The 17,869-nt window shown below is 71.5% G+C and carries 19 protein-coding genes; 11 read left to right on the top strand and 8 right to left on the bottom strand.

Annotation, left to right across the window (positions count from 1 at the left end; translation table 11 throughout):
- Positions 1–119: 119 nt before the first annotated feature.
- Positions 120–2,351, top strand: coding sequence for an MMPL family transporter (locus tag RNL97_RS13245; protein ID WP_313750718.1), 2,232 nt, complete (start codon positions 120–122; stop codon positions 2,349–2,351).
- A 154-nt stretch (positions 2,352–2,505) separates the two neighbouring features.
- Here RNL97_RS13245 and RNL97_RS13240 read toward each other — a convergent pair whose 3' ends face one another.
- Positions 2,506–2,940 carry an SsgA family sporulation/cell division regulator gene (locus tag RNL97_RS13240; protein ID WP_030588926.1) on the bottom strand — a complete coding sequence of 145 codons (435 nt, stop codon included), beginning with the start codon at positions 2,938–2,940 and terminating at the stop codon, positions 2,506–2,508.
- A gap of 464 nt (positions 2,941–3,404) precedes the next feature.
- Between RNL97_RS13240 and RNL97_RS13230 the strand changes: the two genes are divergently transcribed.
- From RNL97_RS13230 to RNL97_RS13220, 3 genes are read left to right on the top strand one after another with little or no spacing between them, the layout of a single operon-like run.
- Positions 3,405–4,571: a serine hydrolase domain-containing protein gene (locus RNL97_RS13230; protein WP_030588929.1), complete on the top strand. Its 1,167-nt coding sequence runs from the start codon at positions 3,405–3,407 to the stop codon at positions 4,569–4,571.
- Positions 4,568–5,353, top strand: coding sequence for an SDR family NAD(P)-dependent oxidoreductase (locus RNL97_RS13225; protein ID WP_243314221.1), 786 nt, complete (start codon positions 4,568–4,570; stop codon positions 5,351–5,353). Before RNL97_RS13230 ends, RNL97_RS13225 begins: the two co-directional genes overlap by 4 nt.
- Before the next feature lie 42 nt (positions 5,354–5,395).
- Complete coding sequence (locus RNL97_RS13220) at positions 5,396–5,863, top strand: GNAT family N-acetyltransferase (protein WP_030588936.1); 468 nt, start codon at positions 5,396–5,398, stop codon at positions 5,861–5,863.
- A gap of 38 nt (positions 5,864–5,901) precedes the next feature.
- Here RNL97_RS13220 and RNL97_RS13215 read toward each other — a convergent pair whose 3' ends face one another.
- Positions 5,902–6,351, bottom strand: a complete 450-nt coding sequence (locus RNL97_RS13215) for a GNAT family N-acetyltransferase (protein WP_030588938.1) — start codon at positions 6,349–6,351, stop codon at positions 5,902–5,904.
- Between the two features lie 123 nt (positions 6,352–6,474).
- On the opposite strand from RNL97_RS13215, the gene RNL97_RS13210 reads away from it, so the two are divergent.
- Positions 6,475–7,056, top strand: a complete 582-nt coding sequence (locus RNL97_RS13210) for a GNAT family N-acetyltransferase (protein WP_032766254.1) — start codon at positions 6,475–6,477, stop codon at positions 7,054–7,056.
- A 14-nt stretch (positions 7,057–7,070) separates the two neighbouring features.
- Positions 7,071–7,985, top strand: a complete 915-nt coding sequence (locus RNL97_RS13205) for an aminoglycoside phosphotransferase family protein (protein ID WP_279344460.1) — start codon at positions 7,071–7,073, stop codon at positions 7,983–7,985.
- Positions 7,986–8,002: 17 nt separating this feature from the next.
- Here the strand turns inward: RNL97_RS13205 and RNL97_RS13200 are convergent, their stop codons facing one another.
- Positions 8,003–9,001 carry a hypothetical protein gene (locus RNL97_RS13200; RefSeq protein ID WP_243314219.1) on the bottom strand — a complete coding sequence of 333 codons (999 nt, stop codon included), beginning with the start codon at positions 8,999–9,001 and terminating at the stop codon, positions 8,003–8,005.
- A 340-nt stretch (positions 9,002–9,341) separates the two neighbouring features.
- On the bottom strand, positions 9,342–9,776 hold the full coding sequence (locus RNL97_RS13195) for an ATP-binding protein (protein WP_243314218.1): 435 nt from the start codon (positions 9,774–9,776) through the stop codon (positions 9,342–9,344).
- A 165-nt stretch (positions 9,777–9,941) separates the two neighbouring features.
- Here RNL97_RS13195 and RNL97_RS13190 point away from each other — a divergent pair, with 165 nt between their 5' ends.
- Both RNL97_RS13190 and RNL97_RS13185 read left to right on the top strand, forming a co-directional pair.
- Complete coding sequence (locus RNL97_RS13190; RefSeq protein WP_243314217.1) at positions 9,942–10,820, top strand: helix-turn-helix domain-containing protein; 879 nt, start codon at positions 9,942–9,944, stop codon at positions 10,818–10,820.
- Positions 10,817–11,038 carry a DUF397 domain-containing protein gene (locus RNL97_RS13185; RefSeq protein ID WP_030588957.1) on the top strand — a complete coding sequence of 74 codons (222 nt, stop codon included), beginning with the start codon at positions 10,817–10,819 and terminating at the stop codon, positions 11,036–11,038. The genes RNL97_RS13190 and RNL97_RS13185 overlap by 4 nt, the downstream gene beginning before the upstream one ends.
- Before the next feature lie 8 nt (positions 11,039–11,046).
- Here the strand turns inward: RNL97_RS13185 and RNL97_RS13180 are convergent, their stop codons facing one another.
- The 3 genes from RNL97_RS13180 to RNL97_RS13170 form a co-directional block, all read right to left on the bottom strand.
- Complete coding sequence (locus RNL97_RS13180; RefSeq protein ID WP_313750717.1) at positions 11,047–11,898, bottom strand: DMT family transporter; 852 nt, start codon at positions 11,896–11,898, stop codon at positions 11,047–11,049.
- Positions 11,895–12,413 carry a YbaK/EbsC family protein gene (locus tag RNL97_RS13175; protein ID WP_243314214.1) on the bottom strand — a complete coding sequence of 173 codons (519 nt, stop codon included), beginning with the start codon at positions 12,411–12,413 and terminating at the stop codon, positions 11,895–11,897. The genes RNL97_RS13180 and RNL97_RS13175 overlap by 4 nt, the downstream gene beginning before the upstream one ends.
- Before the next feature lie 287 nt (positions 12,414–12,700).
- Positions 12,701–14,341: a penicillin-binding transpeptidase domain-containing protein gene (locus RNL97_RS13170; protein WP_243314213.1), complete on the bottom strand. Its 1,641-nt coding sequence runs from the start codon at positions 14,339–14,341 to the stop codon at positions 12,701–12,703.
- A gap of 105 nt (positions 14,342–14,446) precedes the next feature.
- On the opposite strand from RNL97_RS13170, the gene RNL97_RS13165 reads away from it, so the two are divergent.
- The 3 genes from RNL97_RS13165 to RNL97_RS13155 all read left to right on the top strand — a co-directional run bounded on the left by RNL97_RS13165 (position 14,447) and on the right by RNL97_RS13155 (position 15,938).
- The gene (locus tag RNL97_RS13165) at positions 14,447–15,070 is read left to right on the top strand and encodes a hypothetical protein (RefSeq protein ID WP_243314212.1); all 624 of its coding nucleotides are present in this window, start codon (positions 14,447–14,449) and stop codon (positions 15,068–15,070) included.
- A 63-nt stretch (positions 15,071–15,133) separates the two neighbouring features.
- Complete coding sequence (locus tag RNL97_RS13160; RefSeq protein WP_030588969.1) at positions 15,134–15,625, top strand: hypothetical protein; 492 nt, start codon at positions 15,134–15,136, stop codon at positions 15,623–15,625.
- Between the two features lie 157 nt (positions 15,626–15,782).
- Entirely contained in the window at positions 15,783–15,938 is a 156-nt protein-coding gene (locus tag RNL97_RS13155; RefSeq protein ID WP_010059700.1) for a hypothetical protein, read from the top strand.
- A 141-nt stretch (positions 15,939–16,079) separates the two neighbouring features.
- On the opposite strand, the gene RNL97_RS13150 is transcribed toward RNL97_RS13155, so the two are convergent.
- Positions 16,080–17,849: a dolichyl-phosphate-mannose--protein mannosyltransferase gene (locus RNL97_RS13150; RefSeq protein ID WP_243314211.1), complete on the bottom strand. Its 1,770-nt coding sequence runs from the start codon at positions 17,847–17,849 to the stop codon at positions 16,080–16,082.
- Between the last annotated feature and the right edge of the window lie 20 nt (positions 17,850–17,869).

Raw genomic sequence — 17,869 nt, 5'->3', positions numbered from 1 at the left:
TCCCCGCCCCACCTGTACGGCCCTCTCCCCGAAGCTCCACCTGACACGCCGCTCTCGTCGTCGGGCTGGTTCCTCACGCCCAATTTCCACTCATACGACCTGACCGGGAGTACGCCCCCGTGGCCACTTTCCTCTACAAACTCGGACGGCTCACCTTCCGCCGCCGCGGCTTCGTCGCCCTGATCTGGGTGGCGTTGCTGGCGGTCGCGGGAATCGGTGCGGCCACCGCGTCCACCGCCCCCTCCAGTTCCTTCTCGATCCCCGGTACGGAGGCGCAGCGCGCCTTCGACCTCCTGGAAGAGCGCAACCCCGGAAACAGCGCCGACGGTGCGACCGCCCGGGTCGTCTTCAAGGCGCCCGACGGCGAGAAGGTGACCGACGCCGAGAACAAGCGCGAGATCACCGGCATCGTCAAGGAGCTGCAGTCCGGCTCGCAGCAGATCGCCAAGGTCGACGACCCGTTCCAGGCGAAGGCGGTGAGCCGGGACGGCTCGACGGCGTACATCTCCGTCACCTACCAGGTCAACTCCATGGAGCTGACCGACGCGACCCGGGACTCCCTGGAGGACGCGGGCAAGGACGCGCAGAAGAGCGGGATGAAGGTGGAGATCGGCGGCGACGCCCTCCAGGTCATGCCGCACACCGGGACCGCCGAGATCATCGGTGTCGTCATCGCCGCGATCGTCCTCGTCATCACCTTCGGTTCGCTGGTCGCGGCGGGGCTGCCACTGGTGACCGCGCTCGTCGGGGTCGGCATCGGGGTCTCCACGATCACCGCGCTGGCGAGCGTGATGGACCTCGGCTCCACCACCTCGATCCTCGCCATGATGATCGGCCTCGCGGTCGGCATCGACTACGCCCTCTTCATCGTCTCCCGCTACCGTGCCGAACTGGCGGAGGGCCGGGAGCGCGAGGAAGCCGCCGGCCGGGCCGTGGGTACCGCGGGATCCGCGGTCGTCTTCGCGGGCCTGACCGTGGTCATCGCCCTGGCGGGCCTCGCCGTCGTCAACATCCCGATGCTGACGAAGATGGGCCTCGCCGCCGCCGGCACGGTCGCCATCGCCGTTCTCATCGCGCTCACCCTCGTCCCGGCCGCCCTCGGTTTCGCGGGCAAGCGGATCATGGGCCGCAAGGCGCGCAAGGCCGCCGAGGCGGAGAAGAGCCCCGAGTCCAAGCCGAACATGGGCACCCGCTGGGCGCGGTTCGTGCTGCGCCGGCCGGTCTGGGTCATGCTCGTCGGCGTCCTCGGCCTCGGCATCGTCGCCGTACCGGCCGCCTCGCTGGAGATGGGCCTGCCCGACGACGGCGCCCAGCCGAAGTCGACCACGCAGCGCCAGGCGTACGACATGCTCTCGGACGGCTTCGGCCCCGGGTTCAACGGCCCGCTGATGGTCGTCGTCGACACGAAGAGCAGCTCCGACGGCAAGGCCGCCGCCGCACGGGTCTCCGAGGAGATCGAGTCCATCGGTGTCGTCGCCGTCACTCCGGCCCAGTTCAACAAGGCCGGCGACACCGCGACGATCGTGGTCATCCCGAAGGACCGGCCGTCCTCCCACGCCACCGAGGAGGTCGTCCACGACATCCGTGACGCGGGCAAGGACATCAAGGCCGACACCGGGGCCGAGGTCCTGGTCACCGGCGCCACCGCGATGAACATCGACTTCTCGCAGAAGATGAACGACGCCCTGGTGCCCTACCTGGCGCTCGTCGTCGGGCTCGCGTTCCTGCTGCTGATGCTGGTCTTCCGCTCGATCCTCGTCCCGCTGAAGGCGGCTCTGGGCTTCCTGCTCTCGGTGGTCGCGGCCCTCGGTGCGGTCGTCGCGGTCTTCCAGTGGGGCTGGCTCGGCTCGCTCTTCGGTGTCGAGCAGACCGGTCCGATCATGAGCATGATGCCGATCTTCATGGTCGGTGTGGTCTTCGGTCTCGCGATGGACTACGAGGTCTTCCTCGTCACCCGGATGCGCGAGGCGTACGTCCACGGCGAGAGCCCGGGCCAGGCCATCGTGACCGGCTTCAAGCACGGCGCACGGGTGGTCACGGCCGCCGCGGTGATCATGATGGCGGTCTTCTCCGGCTTCATCGGCTCCAGCGAGCAGATGATCAAGATGATCGGCTTCTCGCTCGCCATCGCCGTCCTCTTCGACGCCTTCGTGGTGCGCATGGCCATCGTGCCCGCCGTCCTGGCCCTGCTCGGCCGCAAGGCCTGGTGGCTGCCGCGCTGGCTGGACCGGGCGCTGCCCAACGTGGACGTGGAGGGCGAGAAGCTGCAGCAGCAGCTGACCGACGAGTCCGGTTCCGCGGGGTCCGGTGACGGCGGCGGCGAGGGTGAGCGTGAGCTCGTCCGCGTCTGACCCGTCCGGACGGTGAAGACTCCGGGGCCCGCGTCTGAGCGGAGCGCGGCCCCGGAAGCGCCGGTTACCTGTGGGGACGGGGACCGGGGCACAGCGAAAGCCCCCGTGCGAGCGGCACGGGGGCTTTCCGCACCCCTGCGGACTCGCCGCCGGCTCAGCCGTGAGCGGGCTGGGCGCCCCGCGCCTGGTCGGCGCCCTGGTCCGGACGGGTCGTGCGGGACGGCTGCCGCGGTTCGCCGCCCGCGTCCGGTGATGCCGCGGGCGTCTGCGTACGGGTGCGGGCGAGGAAGCGGATCAGGGTCCGGATCTCGAACTGGAACACCTCGACCCCGTCCGTCGAATGCAGCTCCACGATCAGCTGTGTACGGCCGCAGGGCCAGACGCGGACGTCGCCGCGCTCGATCGGCGTGCGCAGACCGCGTTCCAGGAGGTCGCGGCCGAACGCCCAGTCGGTGCCGTCGGGCAGACCTATGTGGACGGTGCGCCGCTCGTCGGCCGGGTCGTAGCGCAGGTCGACGGGGACCGGACGGGTGAGCGGGCCATCGGTGATGAGCCGGGCGCGTGCGTGTTCTTCGATCACAGGGGACATAGGCCGGCTCCTCCTATATGTGTAGCTCTGTCCTCTAATGTCCCATATTTTGCGGAAGTGGCACGGTGAGAGTCCCCCGTGACCGACCGTGGGTGCATCTCAGCCGCGGGGTCCCTGCCGTGCGTGTACCCGGTGGATCCATCGACGCACCTGTCTCCGTACCACGCTGAGCGAGGGCCTCATCGCCGCCGACGACCGCACGCGGGACCTGCTGCGCGACCAGGAGCTGATGGGGTCTCACCGGCTGGAGCCGCCGTGCGGCTTCGGCCCGGGAACCGTCGACGTTCCGGCGCCGTAAACAGATGGTGACAGCCCGGTGGCCGCGGAGACCCGCTCCCCGAACACCCCGCCGGGACGTGCACCATGGAGGGATGAGCGGGAGCGTGGGAGTGAGCACGACGGGTACGGGCGCGGAAGCGGAATCCGGCACGGAAGCGGCAGCGACCACGGGCGTGGCCGTGACCGTGGACGTCCGGGGCACGGTGGCCCCCGGATACGAACCGGTCGCGGACGCCTTCGTCCGCAACTTCGAGCAGCGCGGCGACCGCGGCGCGGCCGTCGCCGTCTACCGCCACGGACGCAAGGTCGTCGACCTGTGGGCCGGTACGAGAGACGTCGACGGCAGCGAGCCGTGGGCCGTCGACACCGTCCAGATCGTCCGCTCGGCCGGCAAGGGCATCGCCGCCGCCGTCCCGCTCCTCCTCCACCAGCGCGGGCAGGTGGACCTGGACGCCCCGGTCTCCACCTACTGGCCGGAGTTCAAGGCGAACGGCAAGGAACGCGTCCTCGTCCGCGACCTCCTCGCCCACCGGGCCGGGGTCCCGGCCCTGGACCGCACCCTCACCCCCGCCGAGGCCGCCGACGGGGTCTCCGGACCGGCGGCCGTGGCGGCGCAGCGCCCGCAGTGGGAGCCCGGAACCGACCACGGCTACCACGCCCAGACCTACAGCTGGCTGATCGGCGAACTGGTCCGCCGGGCCACGGGCCGCACCATCGGCCGCTGGATCGCCGAGGAGATCGCCCGCCCGCTCGGCCTCGACTTCTGGTTCGGGCTCCCCGCCGACGAGGCCCACCGCATCGGCCGCATCGGCCCCGTGGAACCCCCGGCCGCGACCGCCGCGTCGGGTGCCCTGCGCGTACGCCCCAAACGCTCGGTCGTCGAGGCCTACCGCGACCCGGAGTCGCTCACCCGGCGGGCGTTCGGGGCGATCGACCCGTTCCCCGACGAGAACGACCCCGCCTACCGCGCGGCCGAACTCCCGGCGTCGGGCGGCATCGCGACCGCCCGGGGCCTGGCCCGCTGCTACGCCGCGATGATCGGCCCCGTCGACGGCCACCGCCGCCTGTTCGCCCCCGCCACGCTCACCCTGGCCCGCACGGAGGAGTCGGCCGGCCCGGACCGGGTCCTGGTCGTCAACACCCGTTACGGCCTGGGCTACATGCTGCACGGCCCGGCCGCCCCGCTGCTGGGCCCCGGCTCCTTCGGCCACCCGGGACGGGGAGGCTCCCTCGGCTTCGCCGACCCCGAGTCCGGCATCGCGCTCGGCTATGTCACCAACGGCCTCCAGAAGGGAGTCACCGCCGACCCCCGTGCCCAGGCCCTGGTCAGAGCAGTACGGTCGGCGCTATGACATCTACGCGCTTCGACGGATACAGCGTCCTGATCACCGCCGCGGGCCAGGGAATCGGCGCGGCAACAGCCCACCGCCTGGCGGCGGAAGGCGCCTCGGTCCTCGTCACGGACCTGGACGCGAAGCGCGCGTCCGACACGGCTGCGGCGATACGCGAGGCGGGCGGCACCGCCGCCTCCCTCGCCTGCGACGTCGCCGACCGGACGGCGGTGGAGGCGGCGGTGGCCTACGCGGTCGAGAGGTTCGGCCGGCTCGACGTCCTGGTCAACAACGCGTACGCGGCGAGCGAGGACACCGAACTCTTCGAGGACGAGCCGGACGAGCAGTGGGAACGCGATCTGGACATCACGCTCTCCGGCCCGTTCCGCTGCGCCCGCGCCGCCCTGCCGCACCTCGTCGCCTCGGGCCGGGGGGCGATCGTCACCATCGGCTCGGTCAACGGTGAACAGGACTTCGGCGGCCACGCGTACAGCGCCGCGAAGGCGGGCCTGGCCAGCCTGACCCGTACGCTGGCGGGCCACGCGGGACCGCGCGGCGTACGGGTCAACCTGGTCGCCCCCGGCACGATCCGCACCGACGCCTGGGCCGGCCGCGACGCCGAGTTGGCCCGGGCGGCGGCCCTCTACCCCCTGGGCCGCATCGGCACGCCGGAGGACATCGCGTCGGCCGTGGCCTTCCTCGCCTCGTCCGACGCATCGTGGATCACGGGGACGACGCTGCGCGTGGACGGCGGGATCCTCGCGGTGAACACGGGCTTCCGGCAGGCGATGGGGCAGCCGTAAACCCCGTGGCCGGGCACCGCCCCGGCGGTCTACCCTGCGCGGATGATCGACCACGAGCACACCGACAGAACCGGCCGCCCCGTCACCCTCCACGAGGTGGACGCGGACAACTGGCGGGCCGTCGCCGACTGCGCGCCCCGCGACGACCAGCGCGACTGGGTCCCCGCCCTGGCCGCCCGCTACCTCGTCCTGAGCAGCCGCGAGGACACCTGGAACTCCCTGGCGGTCCTCGCGGGCGACGAGGTGACCGGCCACATCATGTGGGCCCGGGACGAGGACGGTTCGCACTGGATCGGCGGCATGCTGATCGACGCCGCCCACCAGGGCGCGGGCATCGGCCGGGCCGCCGTACTCACCCTGGCCGACTGGCTGTCGGCCCGCGAGCCCGGCACCGCCGTACGCCTCTCGTACGCCCCGGAGAACGAGGCGGCCGCGCACCTGTACACCGCGCTCGGCTTCCGGCCGACGGGGGTGGAGGAGGACGGGGAGACCGTGGCGGAGTGGACGTAGCGGCGGCGGAGTGCGGGCTCGCTCCGCCGGCCGCGCCTCTACGTCGCCGGGCCGAGCATCATCAGCATCTGCGGGTCGGGGACGGGGGCGAACCCGACCTTGGCGTACAGCTCGTGGGCGTCGAGCGTGGCGAGCAGGGTCCGCTTGAGTCCGTACGGGGCGAGGTGGTCGCGGACGGCGGTCGCCAGGCGTACGCCGAGGCCCCGCCCGCGGTGCGCGGGGTCCACGTAGACGTCGCAGAGCCAGGCGAAGGTGGCCTGGTCGGTGACGACGCGGGCGTAGGCGACCTGCGTCCCCTCGCCGTCGTACACACCGAAGTTGAGCGATCCGCGCAGGGACCGCTCCACAAGGTCTCGGCTGCGGCCGAGCGCCCAGAAGGCGTCGGTGGAGAGCCAGTGGTGCACGAGGCCGATGTCGATGCGGTCCGGGTCGGTGTCGATCTCGTACGCGTCTTCGCCGGCCCGCTCGCCGGTCGTGGAGATGGTCATGGGCCGGGATGGTAGTCGCGGTACGGAGATCCAGCCGCTGGTGCGGCTGGTCGTCGTCCGCGACGGCCGACGCCGTCGGAAAACGAATGGCGGGACCGGGGGTCACTCGGCAGGATGCCCCGTATGGCCTTGCCCACCCCTGAGCTGAAGACCGAGCGCCTGCTCCTGCGGCCGTTCACCGACGCCGACGCGGCACCGCTCTACGCGCTGCAGAGCGACGCCCATGTGCTGCGTTACTGGGACTCCCCGCCGTGGACCGATCCGGCCCGTTCCCAGCGGTTCCTGGCGACCTGCCGGAGGATCGAGGAGGAGGGTTCGGGAGCGCGGGTGGCCGTCGAGCGCGTCTCCGACGGCTCGTTCATCGGCTGGTGCGGCCTGACGAGCTTCAACCCGGATTTCCGCAGCGCGTCCCTGGGTTATGTCTTCGACGCCGCCGCTTGGGGCAACGGCTACGCCACGGAGACCGCGCATGCCGTCCTGCGGTGGGCGTTCGACGCCCTGGACCTGAACCGGGTCCAGGCCGAGGCCGACACCCGCAACGTGGCGTCCGCCCGGGTCCTGGAGAAGCTCGGCTTCGTCCTCGAAGGCACCCTCCGCGAGGACTGCGTCGTCAACGGCGACGTCTCCGACTCGTGGGTCTTCGGCCTCCTCCGCCGCGACTGGCACGCGACGGCCGGCCGCTGGACCGAGAGCGAGAACCGGTGACAGCACCCGACGCGTTGGCTGGCGACGAGGTCCCGCAACCCCTGGTGGCGTCGTACGCCACGAGCTTCGGAGAGGAGGGAAGAGCCTGGATCGCCGGACTTCCGTCCCTCACCGCGGACATGCTGGAGCGCTGGCAGTTGCGGCGGGACGGGGCTGTCCGGTCCGGGCAGGCATCCTTGGTGCTGCCGGTCCTGCGCCACGACGGCACGCGCGCGGTTCTCAGACTCCAGCCGCCCAGGGCGGAGACCACCGCCGCCCTGATCGGGCTCCGCGCCTGGAACGGCGAGGGAATGGTCCGGCTGCTCGACCACGATCCCGCGAGCAGCAGCATGCTCCTGGAACGGCTCGACGGAGCCCGCACCCTGGCGTCGATCGAGGATGACGACGTGGCGATGGGGATTCTCGCCGGACTGCACGCGCGGCTGGTCGCGGTCCACGCACCGCCGGGACTGCGCGGCCTCGGTGACGTCGCCGCCGCGATGCTGGAGCAGGTCCCGCGGGCGATCACCCATCTGACCGACCCGGCCGACCGGCACCACCTGCGGGGCTGGGCCTCGGCCGTCGCCGAAGTGGCCGACGACCCCGGAGACCGGTTGCTGCACTGGGACCTCCACTACGACAACGTCCTTGCCGCGCAGCGTGAGCCGTGGATCGCCATCGACCCCGAACCGCTCGCCGGCGATCCGGGGTTCGACCTGTGGCCCGCCCTGGACAGCCGGTGGGACGACGTCGTCGCGAAGGGCGAGCCGCTGCGCGTGGTGCGCCGCCGGTTCGACCTGCTCACCGATGTCCTCGGCCTGGACCGAGCACGGGCCGCCGGCTGGACGCTGGGGCGGCTGCTGCAGAACGCCCTCTGGGACATCGAGGACGGCGAGCCGCGGCTCGCCCCGTCCGCCCTCGCCGTCGCGGAGTCCCTGCGCATGCGGTGACCTCGGCTCGGGGCCGGTCAGGCGGCGGCCTGTGCGTATGCGGTTCGGCGGGCGCGGTCTTCGCGGCAGTCGCGGCAGTGCCCTGGCGTGGGGGAGCGGAAGGCGCGGTCGCAGTCGTCGCAGGTCTGGAAGGGCGTGACGGTGATGCGCGGCCGAGCGAGCGCGGCGAGGTCGTCGACGCCGGGAGGGGCCGGCGGGAGCAGCTCGGTGAGCCGGTAGGTGAGGAGTTTGGCCGGGTGCTTGAGGGGGTGCGGCGGGTCGTCGGTGAGGACGCGGCGGATGGCGTCCGGACAGGCTGCGCGTTCGAGCCAGGCCGCCACGCCGGGAACCAGCCGACGGACGTCTTCCTCGGACAGCATGAACTGGGGTGCGTGTCGGTGCAGATCGCTGAGGAACGCGGTGGCCGCGCGGTCGAGCTCCGGGGTGAGTGCGCTGGGCCGGGGGAGCGGCCGACGAGGTGCCTTGGGGGCGGTCGGGGGCGGTACGCGCGGTACGAAGAGCGGCGCAGGCGAGGGCGGTACGGAGAGTGGGGCCTGCGGTGGTGCCGGCTGCGGGGCGGGCAGGTCCGGCGCGGGAGCCTCAGCGGTTGGCGCGGGCTCTGGCTTGGCGGGCTGCGGTGGTGCCACTGCCGGGTGGCGGGGGCGCAGCAGCGCGGTGGGCCGGTTGCAGAAGACGGTGCGGGTGATGATCCGGCCGCTCGGCAGTCGGTCGCGGACGCGTCGCAGGTAGCCGTGGGCTTCGAGTTCGCGCAGGGCGGCGGCGATGCGCTTCTCGCCTTCCGTGCAGCGGGCGGCGAGCGCCTTGATGCCCACCTTCGCCCCCTGGGGCAGCGACTGGATGCGTACGGCGAGTCCGACGGCGGTGCAGCTGAGGTCGGGGTGCTGGGCGAGGTGGTTGCCGACGACGGTGAAGCGGTCGGTGTGCGGGAGGGTGATGTGGATGACGCCCGAGGTGGGGAGAGGTCCGGGAACCTCCGCCAGGGCGCGGGTGAGGGCAGTATTCTGCTGGGTATCCATCGGGAAGGGTGAATCTTCCTAGGTGGCCAGGCCCTCGGTTGGGATTGCAGTCCCGGTCGGGGGCCGACGTATGTGTGGGATGTGGTCTGGCGTGAGCATATGCCGGGCAACCTGCCCGAAAGCGAGCCGAGTTGGCAAATGTCACCCGTGTGAGTGATGAGGCCCCGGAAGCTCCTGGGGTCCGTCAGGTGGCCACCGGGGGTGGGGCCGGGTGGGGTTCTTTCTCCTGGTTCTTTGAGTAGTTGATGTCGCGCCGCAGTGGGTCGCGGTGGAGTGCGATCCGGTGAGGTCTTATGAGGCCGTACCGGATCGCGCCGGGGTGCGATGCGGTGGAGGGCGGCTACCGCACGAGGTCGATCTCCGCCCACACCGTCTTGCGCGGGACCGGCCCGGGGACGATGCCCCAGTGGTCCGCCAGCGCCTCGACGATGAGCAGGCCGCGCCCGGTCTCCGCGTCGTCCCCGGGCGGCTTCACGGCTCCGGGGCCGGGAGGGACGCTGTCACCGCGCGTGTCCGTGACCTCGATCCGCAGCGTGCCGCCCGTGACGGTGAGGCCGAGTCGGAAGTCCCGGCCCTTCACGCGGCCGTGGACGGTGGCGTTGGCCGCCAGCTCGGCGACGATGTGCGCGGCCGACTCCGAAGGGAGCCCCCACGCGCCGAGATGGGCCGCGGTCAGCAGCCGGGCGAGCCGGGCCCCTCGGCGGGTGGGGGAGAGCAGCACGGTGAACGCGCGTTCGGTGGGCGTGTGCGGGGTGCGAGTGACTTCCTGGTTCATGTCACTCAGCGTGGCCGCCCCGGCGTACCTTTCCCAGTGATGCGGCCGTTGCGTACGGTGACTGTCCGGGGCTTGTCCGGTGTTGTCCGGGCTGTCGGCGGTGACGTGCGGGGAACGGAAGCGGTTGAGGCAGGAACGGCACGCACGTCGGAAGCGGGGGCTTGCATGAGCATGGTCGAGGACGGTACGGGGCGCGGCAACGACGCGGTGGACGAGCCTGGTTGGGAAGTCGACCCGGACGACGAGTCGGGGGCGGCGGTCGTCGCGGCGGTGGGCCGCCAGATCAAGACCTGGCGTGAGGCGGCGGGCCTGCGGGTGGGCGAGCTGGGGTCACTCCTGGGCTATGGCGAGGATTTGGTCTACAAGGTCGAGGGCGGGCGGCGCATCCCGCGCCCGGAGTTCATGGACGCGGTGGACGTGGCGGTGGGGGCGGGCGGGAAGCTCGCGGCGATGAAGCCGGATCTTGCGGAGGTGCGGTATCCGAAGAAGATCCGGGAGCTGGCGAAGCTGGAGGCTGCGGCCGTGGAGGTGCTGGCTTACGGCAACAGCAGTGTCCACGGCCTGTTGCAGACGGCCGAGTACGCTCGGGCGCTGTTCTCGATGCGCCAGCCCGCCTACCCGCCGGACGAGATCGAACGTGGAGTAGCCGCGCGTATGGCGCGGCAGGCCATCTTCGAGCGCTCGCCTGTCCCGACGCTCGGATTCGTCCTGGAAGAGGTGGTGCTCCGGCGTCCGCTCGGAGGCAAGATGGTGTTACGTCGCCAGCTGGAACACCTCTTGTCCGTCAGCGAGTTGCGCAACGTAACGGTGCAGGTGATGCCGATGGGCCTGGAGGAGCACGCAGGAATCGATGGGGAGATCCAGGTGCTGAAGTTCAAGGACGGCTCGGCGGTAGGGCGGTCCGAGGGGGCGTTCGGCGGGCGGCCGGTCTCCGATCCGAAGCAGGTCAGAATCCTTGATTTGCGGTGTGGCATGATCCGGGCCCAGGCCCTGACCCCTCGGGAGTCGACGGCCTTCATCGAGCACGTGCTGGGAGAGACATGATGGGCAAGCCGCTTGCTGGTAACGCCTCCGAGCTGCGCTGGTTCAAGAGCAGCTACAGCGACAGCAGTAACGGCAGCGAGTGCGTCGAGGTCGCGACCGCCCTCGACGCCGTACTCGTACGCGACTCCAAGAACCTCCAAGGGCCCCGCCTCACCCTCGCTCCCGCCGCGTGGGCGGCCTTCGTGCCGTATGCGGGCGGTGGCGAAGAAGGCCGCTGAACCCGGCCTCAACTCGTGTGCAGCATCAGCCCGATGCCCACCACCATCAGCCCCGCCGCCGCGATCCTCGGAGCCCCGAAGCGCTCCTTGAAGAACAGCGTGCCGATCGCCGCTCCCACGATGATCGACGACTCGCGCAGCGCCGCGATCGGGGCGAGCGGGGCCCTCGTCTGGGCCCAGAGCACCAGGCCGTACGCGACCACCGACAGGGCCGCACCGAGCAGGCCGCGTACCGCGTACGGCCGTAGTTGCGGGAGCAGTTCGGCGCGGCGGCGGTAGTACGCGTACGCCGGGATCGCCAGACCCTCCAGGATCATCAGCCACGCGACGTAACCCAGCGGGGTGCCCGACGCGCGGACCCCGACGCCGTCGACCGTCGTGTAACCGGCGATGGCCAGGCCCGTGCCGAGGGCTGCCAGGATCGCCGGCCAGTGCGGGCGCTTCCCGGAGCCCCGGATGCCCCACAGTGCCAGGCCGACCAGTCCGGCCGATGCCACCGCCACGCCCGCCGTGGCCCAGGCGTCAGGACGCTCGCCCACGAACACCGCCGCCAGGACCGTCACCACCAGCGGGGCCGTGCCCCGGGCGATCGGGTACATCTGGCCGAAGTCGCCCAGCGTGAACGAGCGCATCAGCAGCAGCATGTACGCCACGTGCAGCGCGGCCGAGACCAGGAGGTAGGGCCATGCGCCCGCCGCCGGGAACGGGGCGAACAGCGCCATCACCGCGCCGATCAGCAGACCGCCGCCTGAGATCAGGGTGAAGGAGAGCAACTGGTCCTTGATCGCATGGGCGATGGCGTTCCAACTGGCGTGCGTGACCGCGGCTATGAGGACCGCGAGGGCGACCAGTGGGGTCACCTGGCGGGCTCGCGCACATCCGCGACCGTCGCGCCCGCGTGGGCGATCAGCGTTTTCGGGTCGAGCGGGAAGACCGTGTGCGGGGTGCCCGCCGCCGCCCACACCACGGCGTGGTCCAGAAGGCGCCGGTCGGCCAGGACACGGGTCCGGGTGGCGTGGCCGAAGGGGGGCACGCCTCCGATCGCGTACCCCGTCGTCTCCCGGACCAGGTCCGCGTCGGCCCGCGCCACCTTCTGCGCGCCGAGTTCGCGGCGTACCAGCTCGACGTCCACCCGGGACGCCCCGTCCATCAGGACCAGTACCGGCACGCCGTCCGCCGTGAAGACCAGCGACTTGACGATCTCGCTCAGCTCGCAGCCGACCGCCGCAGCGGCCTCGACGGCGGTCCTGGTCGCGTCGGGGAAGCGGCGCACCTCCACCTGGAGGCCCAGCTCGGCCAGCGCCTGCGCGAACCGGGGATGGGCGTGGGAGACGGGTGCGGCGGGAGCGGATTCTGTGGGTTCGGGTGTGCTCATGGCTGCACGCTAGCGTTCCGTGCAGTATGCACGCGAGGGGGTTCCGGAGCGTGGGCTCTCTCTGGTGTGGGAGTCCGGGGTGTGGTCGCCTGGACGGCGGGACACTTCGATGAACGCGCTCGTCGACGACCGGCAGAGGGCGCGGTCCGCTCGGGCGGCACGGCTGCCACACCCGGATGACCCGGGCCCGGCCGCCCGCACGCAGAGGCCGGGCCCTCGTGCCCGGGGTGCGGCAGCCCGCGCGGGCCGGCCGCTGCCTCGGCCGACTACGCGGGCCAACCGCGGCCTCAGCCGCCCGCCTTCAGCACCTCCGCCACGACCGGGCCCGCCGCGTCGCCGCCGTGCCCGCCGACCTGGACGACCGCCGCGGCCGCGAGGTCGTTGCTGAAGCCGGTGAACCAGGCGTTCGAGGTGTCCTGTCCGTCGACCTCCGCCGATCCGGTCTTCGCGCCCTTGTCGCCGCCCACGCCTGCCATGGCCTTCGCGCCCGTGCCCCAGGCGGCCGTCGCGCGCATCATCGTCGTGAGCTGCTGGGAGACGGACGGCGACAGCGAACGCGAGGCCGTCGCCAACTCCCGCTTGTCCAGGGACTGCGGGACGATGACGGGCTGGTGGAAGGTGCCGGTCATGGCCGTCGCGGTGATGGACGCCATGTTGAGGACGTTCATCTGGACCGTGCCCTGCCCGATGTACTGGGCGGCAGCCTCGCCGCCCACCTCCTCCGGCACGCTGCCGTCCGTGGTGACGACGCCCGTCTTCCAGTCCAGGCCGATCCCGAAGACGTCCCGGGCGATCTTGGGGAGGGCGGCGTCGTCCTTCGTGTCGTCGATGAGCTTGATGAAGGCGGTGTTGCAGGACCGGGCGAAGCTCTGGGTGAAGGTGGAGCCGTCCGGCAGAGCGAAGTGGTCCAGGTTGTGGAACGAAGCGCCCTGGTACAGCACGTCCTTGGGGCACTCCGCCGCCCCGTTCGCCTGGACCAGCCCCTTCTCCAGCAGCAGCGCCGCCGTCATGATCTTCAGCGTCGAGCCGGGCGCCTGCTTGCCCTGGAGCGCCACGTTGAACTCGGTCACCGGGTTGTTGGCCACCGCGCGGACCGCCCCCGTCGACGGCTTCACCGCGACCACCGACGCCTGGGCGAACTTCTTCACCGCCCGCTCGGCCGCCGCCTGGGCGCTCGCGTCGAGCGTCGTCTGGACCTTGCCCGGCTTGCCCTTGGACAGGGTCAGCAGATTGACGTCCGGCTGGGATTCGTCGGCGGGCTCGATCCAGGTCTCGATGCCGGCCGAACCACCCGAGGTCTCCCCGTACTTCTGACGCAGGGTGTCCAGGATCGGGCCCAGCGAGGGGTACTTCTCCTTCGTCAGCACCGTGCCGTTGTGGTCGACGGCCTCGATCGCCGGCGTCGAGGACTCGCCCGTCTTCAGCGTCGCGCCCTCCGTCAACTGCGGGTGTACGACGGTCGGGGCCCAGTCGACGAGGGCCTTGCCCGTGGTGAGACCGCGGACGACCGTCAACTCCGAGGCGTACGACAGCGGCTTCGCCTTCCCCTCGTACGCGACGGTGGCCTTGACCGTGTACGGGACCTTCGTGCCGACGGCCGGGCCCGGGGTGATCTCCACCTTGCCGATGTGGGCATCCTCGCCGTACGAGGCGAGCACCGGTTCCGCGCCCGCCTCGTTGGTGGTCAGGAGGGCCGCCGTCGACGCGTCCCCGGCCGCCCACGCGTCGAAGAAGCCCTTCGAGGTCTCCGCTATCTCCTCCGCGCTCGGCGGCCCCGTCTTCACCTTCGACGACTGGGACGTGCTCCGCGCACCGTCGCCGCTCCCGCCGCCCGTGTCCCCGAGCACGCTGTACGCCCCGTAACCGATCCCGCCGGCCACCAGCACGAACGCTCCGCCGATGACGGCGACCTTCGCTCCACTGCGCATCTCGCAGTCCCCCTCCCCAGTTGCCCCCTGAACATGTTCAAGGGGCAACTGTGAGGAACCCTAAGGGGCTGTGGCGGACGGTGAGGGGGTTGTTACCGGACCGGAATGCTTGGCTGGAAAGCGCTCTCCGGTGCGGTCTGTGGGGGCGGGGACGGCAGCACCACCCGGTCCACGACCGGAGGTTCCGTCACCGCCTGGTCCGTGGCCGACGCGGAACGCTGGCGTAAGGCGGGCGGCCCGACCGTCCTCGCCCCCGTCCTGGGCGGCTGGATCCTGGCCGCCCTGGTGGGGGCGGCGTACGTCCTCCTCTTCGGGCTCTCGTCCGCGTCCGGGGCCTGGCGCGACGGGACCGGGGGCGGGACGGACTGGCTGAGGTATCCGGGCGTGGTCCTTCTGGCGGCCCTGCCGCTCTGGTACCGGTATGTTCCGGTCGCGGTCTTTCCGGCGGCGCTGTTCGTCGCGGTGGAGGCGGCGCTGGTGGCGGTCCGGGCCGACGGCATCGACCGCCCGGCGACAGGGGGGTATCTGGTCGTCCTCGCCGTCGCGGTCACCGGAGGCGGTCTGCGGCTGCGGGCCCGGGCCGGTCGGGCGGCAGCGGCGACCGCGGCAGGTACAGCAGTGGCGGCGGCTGCGGATCGAGCAGCGGGTCGAACTGCGGCGGCTGCGGGGGCGACTGAGCCGGGGTGCCCTCTGTTTTCGGCTCCGGTCCCGCCCGGACATCGGAACTAGTCTGCTCGTACACCAGAACGGGGAACGTCGGTCGGGCGCCGACGGACGGGGAGGGCGGGACACGTGGACGGCAGAGTGAACGAGGGTGCGTCCGGGAGTGGGCAGAGCGGGCTGGGGCCCCGTGGGTCCCTGGTGATGTCGCTGACGCTCGCGCTGCTGCTGGGGATGCTGTCGGTGCTGGTGATGTTCCCGGCGGCCGAGCACCTGCGCTCCCTCCGGGGTGGCGAGCGGGCCGACGCCACGCTGCACACGAGCGGGTCGTGCATGATCGGCCAGTGCCGGGTCGAGTTCGAGGCCGGCGGGCGGACCGTGGTGGCGGATCTGCCGACGGGCAGCGGCGGCGGCAAGCAGTCCGCAGGCGCCGCCCTGACCGTCCGCTACCAGGCCGACGACCCTCAGGTGGTCGCCCGCGAAGCGGATGTCGGCGGCGGCGGCGCGGCCCTGTTCGCCTGGATCTCGGGCGGGGCCGCCGGGTTGTTCCTGGTGCTGGCGGGGATCGCCGCGATCTTTCTGGTGCGCGAGCGGCGGTCCAAGAGATTTCGAAGATCCGTGTGAGTGATGTGTGTAAGCGCCGAATGGGTGGGCACACGGACTTTCGCAACGAGGTCCTGGCGACATTCGGAGCCGGGACATTCCGGTGGGGTGCAACGAGGCCGTTGTGAAGCGCAGGCACGCGAGTGTCTGAACCAGACTTGACGATGGGAGCTAAAAAATGATCATCCTTGGGCTTATTCTGCTGATTATCGGCCTGCTTGTGGGTATGGGTCTGCTGACCACGATCGGCGGCATCCTCATCCTGGTCGGTGCCATCCTGTGGATCCTGGGCGCGACCGGCCGTGCCGTCGGCGGGCGAAAGCACTTCTTCTAGGCTTCAGCTCCAGATCCGGCTTCTGGAGATGCGGGAATTCTGTCGATGAGGCGGAGTCCCGTGAAATGCGGGCGGGCCGCGACGCGTTGTCGTCGCGGCCCGCCCGCATTTCTTCTTTTCGCTTCCGTCACACTGTGGCGCCTACACCCAGGTGTCCAGCCACATCCGGTCCCGCCACAGGTCCTCCGGGATCGACGTCCCGGTGTACAGCGGCCAGAAGTAGATGAAGTTCCAGATGATCAGGAGCACCAGCACGCCCACCGCGATCGCCCCCAGGGTGCGGCGGCGTTCGCCGGTGGGGTCGTGGGGGGTGAGGCCCAGTTCGGCTCGGGCGCCCGTGCCTGCCGCGGGGCCGACGATCGCGCCCAGCATCATCGTGACCGCCAGGCAGAGGAACGGGACGAACACCACCGCGTAGAAGAGGAAGATCGTGCGCTCCTGGTAGAAGAACCAGGGGAGCCAGCCCGCCACCACGCCGCAGGCGATGGCGCCCGCCCGCCAGTCGCGGCGGAAGAACCAGCGCCACACCACGTACGCGAGGGCGAAGCACGCCAGCCACCACAGGAGCGGGGTGCCGATGGCCAGCACCTCGGCGGCGCACTTGCCCGTGGACGACTGCGTGCAGCCCGTCTGCTCCTCGTAGAAGTACGAGACGGGGCGGCCCAGCACCAGCCAGCTCCAGGGGTTGGACTCGTACGTGTGGCCCGAGGTGAGGCCGACGTGGAAGTCGTACACCTGGTTCTCGTAGTGCCACAGGCTGCGCAGCCAGTCCGGGAACAGCCAGCTCCAGGAGGAGTCCTTGCCCTCGGTGGCCGCCCAGTTGCGGTAGTAGCCCTTGTCCGTGACGATCCAACCGGTCCAGGACACGAGGTACGTGACGATCGCCACCGGGACGGTGGAGACGAAGGCGGGGATCAGGTCGCGGCGCAGCACCGCCTGGTACGGGTGCACGGCCCCTGCCATACGCCTGGCGCCGACGTCCCACACCACCGTCATCAGGCCGAACGCGGCCAGCACGTACAGGCCGTTCCACTTCGTGGCGAACGCCAGGCCCAGCATCACGCCCGCCGCCAGCCGCCACGGCCGCCACCCCAGGCGCAGCGTCTCCGCCACCCGGGCGTCCGGGCGCAGCACGCCCTCCTCGCCCACCGGCAGCGCTCCGGCCAGCCTGCGGCGGGCGTGGTCCCGGTCCACCACCAGGCAGCCGAACGCCGCCAGCACGAAGAACATGACGATCAGGTCCAGCAGCGCGGTCCGGCTCATCACGAAGTGCAGGCCGTCCACCGCGAGCAGCAGGCCCGCCAGGCAGCCCAGGAACGTCGAGCGGAACAGGCGCCGGCCGATCCGGCAGAGAAGGAGTACGGAGACCGTGCCCAGGACCGCCACCATGAACCGCCAGCCGAACGGCGTGAAGCCGAACAACTGCTCACCGAAGCCGATGATCCACTTGCCGACCGGCGGGTGCACCACATAGCCCGGGTCGGTCGGGACGGGGACGGACGAGGGGTCGTTCAGGATCTGCTTGTCGACGTCCTTGGGCCAGGACCCCTCGTACCCCTGGTTGACCAGCGCCCACGCGTCCTTCGCGTAGTACGTCTCGTCGAATATCACCGCGTGCGGCTGGTCCAGTTTCCAGAAGCGGAGCAGTCCCGCGACGAGTGTCACCAGCAGTGGGCCGCCCCAGCCGGACCAGCGCACCAGGCAGTCCGCCGTCCGCGGCGGGATCGCGAGCACCGACCACACCTGCCGGCCGGGCCGCGTGTACGGCGGGTCCAGCCGGTCGCGGAGCGAGGTCTCCGGGCGGGGGACATGGCCGAAGCGGCGCAGCCGCCGTTGCCAGGAGGTCGGCTGTTCGCCGGGCGGGTCCCCGGCGTCGTGGCCCCGCCGGGTCTCGGGTGCGGTACTCGTCACCGCGCCATCGTAGGGAACGC

It is taken from the genome of Streptomyces parvus (genome assembly GCF_032121415.1).
GTDB classification, from domain to species: Bacteria; Actinomycetota; Actinomycetes; order Streptomycetales; family Streptomycetaceae; genus Streptomyces; species Streptomyces globisporus_A.
Note: the sequence above shows the minus strand (reverse complement) of the source record. Positions and strands in the feature narration are given on the sequence as shown.

What these genes read in the sequence shown, in the direction of transcription:
- RNL97_RS13165 (WP_243314212.1), top strand. Translation starts at nt 14,447, where the DNA reads ATGCTTGGCTGGAAAGCGCTCTCCGGTGCGGTCTGTGGGGGCGGGGAC.
- RNL97_RS13215 (WP_030588938.1), bottom strand. Translation starts at nt 6,351, where the DNA reads ATGACCATCTCCACGACCGGCGAGCGGGCCGGCGAAGACGCGTACGAG.
- RNL97_RS13240 (WP_030588926.1), bottom strand. Translation starts at nt 2,940, where the DNA reads ATGTCCCCTGTGATCGAAGAACACGCACGCGCCCGGCTCATCACCGAT.
- RNL97_RS13175 (WP_243314214.1), bottom strand. Translation starts at nt 12,413, where the DNA reads ATGAGCACACCCGAACCCACAGAATCCGCTCCCGCCGCACCCGTCTCC.
- RNL97_RS13155 (WP_010059700.1), top strand. Translation starts at nt 15,783, where the DNA reads ATGATCATCCTTGGGCTTATTCTGCTGATTATCGGCCTGCTTGTGGGT.
- RNL97_RS13210 (WP_032766254.1), top strand. Translation starts at nt 6,475, where the DNA reads ATGGCCTTGCCCACCCCTGAGCTGAAGACCGAGCGCCTGCTCCTGCGG.
- RNL97_RS13170 (WP_243314213.1), bottom strand. Translation starts at nt 14,341, where the DNA reads ATGCGCAGTGGAGCGAAGGTCGCCGTCATCGGCGGAGCGTTCGTGCTG.
- RNL97_RS13195 (WP_243314218.1), bottom strand. Translation starts at nt 9,776, where the DNA reads ATGAACCAGGAAGTCACTCGCACCCCGCACACGCCCACCGAACGCGCG.
- RNL97_RS13220 (WP_030588936.1), top strand. Translation starts at nt 5,396, where the DNA reads ATGATCGACCACGAGCACACCGACAGAACCGGCCGCCCCGTCACCCTC.
- RNL97_RS13185 (WP_030588957.1), top strand. Translation starts at nt 10,817, where the DNA reads ATGATGGGCAAGCCGCTTGCTGGTAACGCCTCCGAGCTGCGCTGGTTC.
- RNL97_RS13190 (WP_243314217.1), top strand. Translation starts at nt 9,942, where the DNA reads ATGAGCATGGTCGAGGACGGTACGGGGCGCGGCAACGACGCGGTGGAC.
- RNL97_RS13200 (WP_243314219.1), bottom strand. Translation starts at nt 9,001, where the DNA reads ATGGATACCCAGCAGAATACTGCCCTCACCCGCGCCCTGGCGGAGGTT.
- RNL97_RS13225 (WP_243314221.1), top strand. Translation starts at nt 4,568, where the DNA reads ATGACATCTACGCGCTTCGACGGATACAGCGTCCTGATCACCGCCGCG.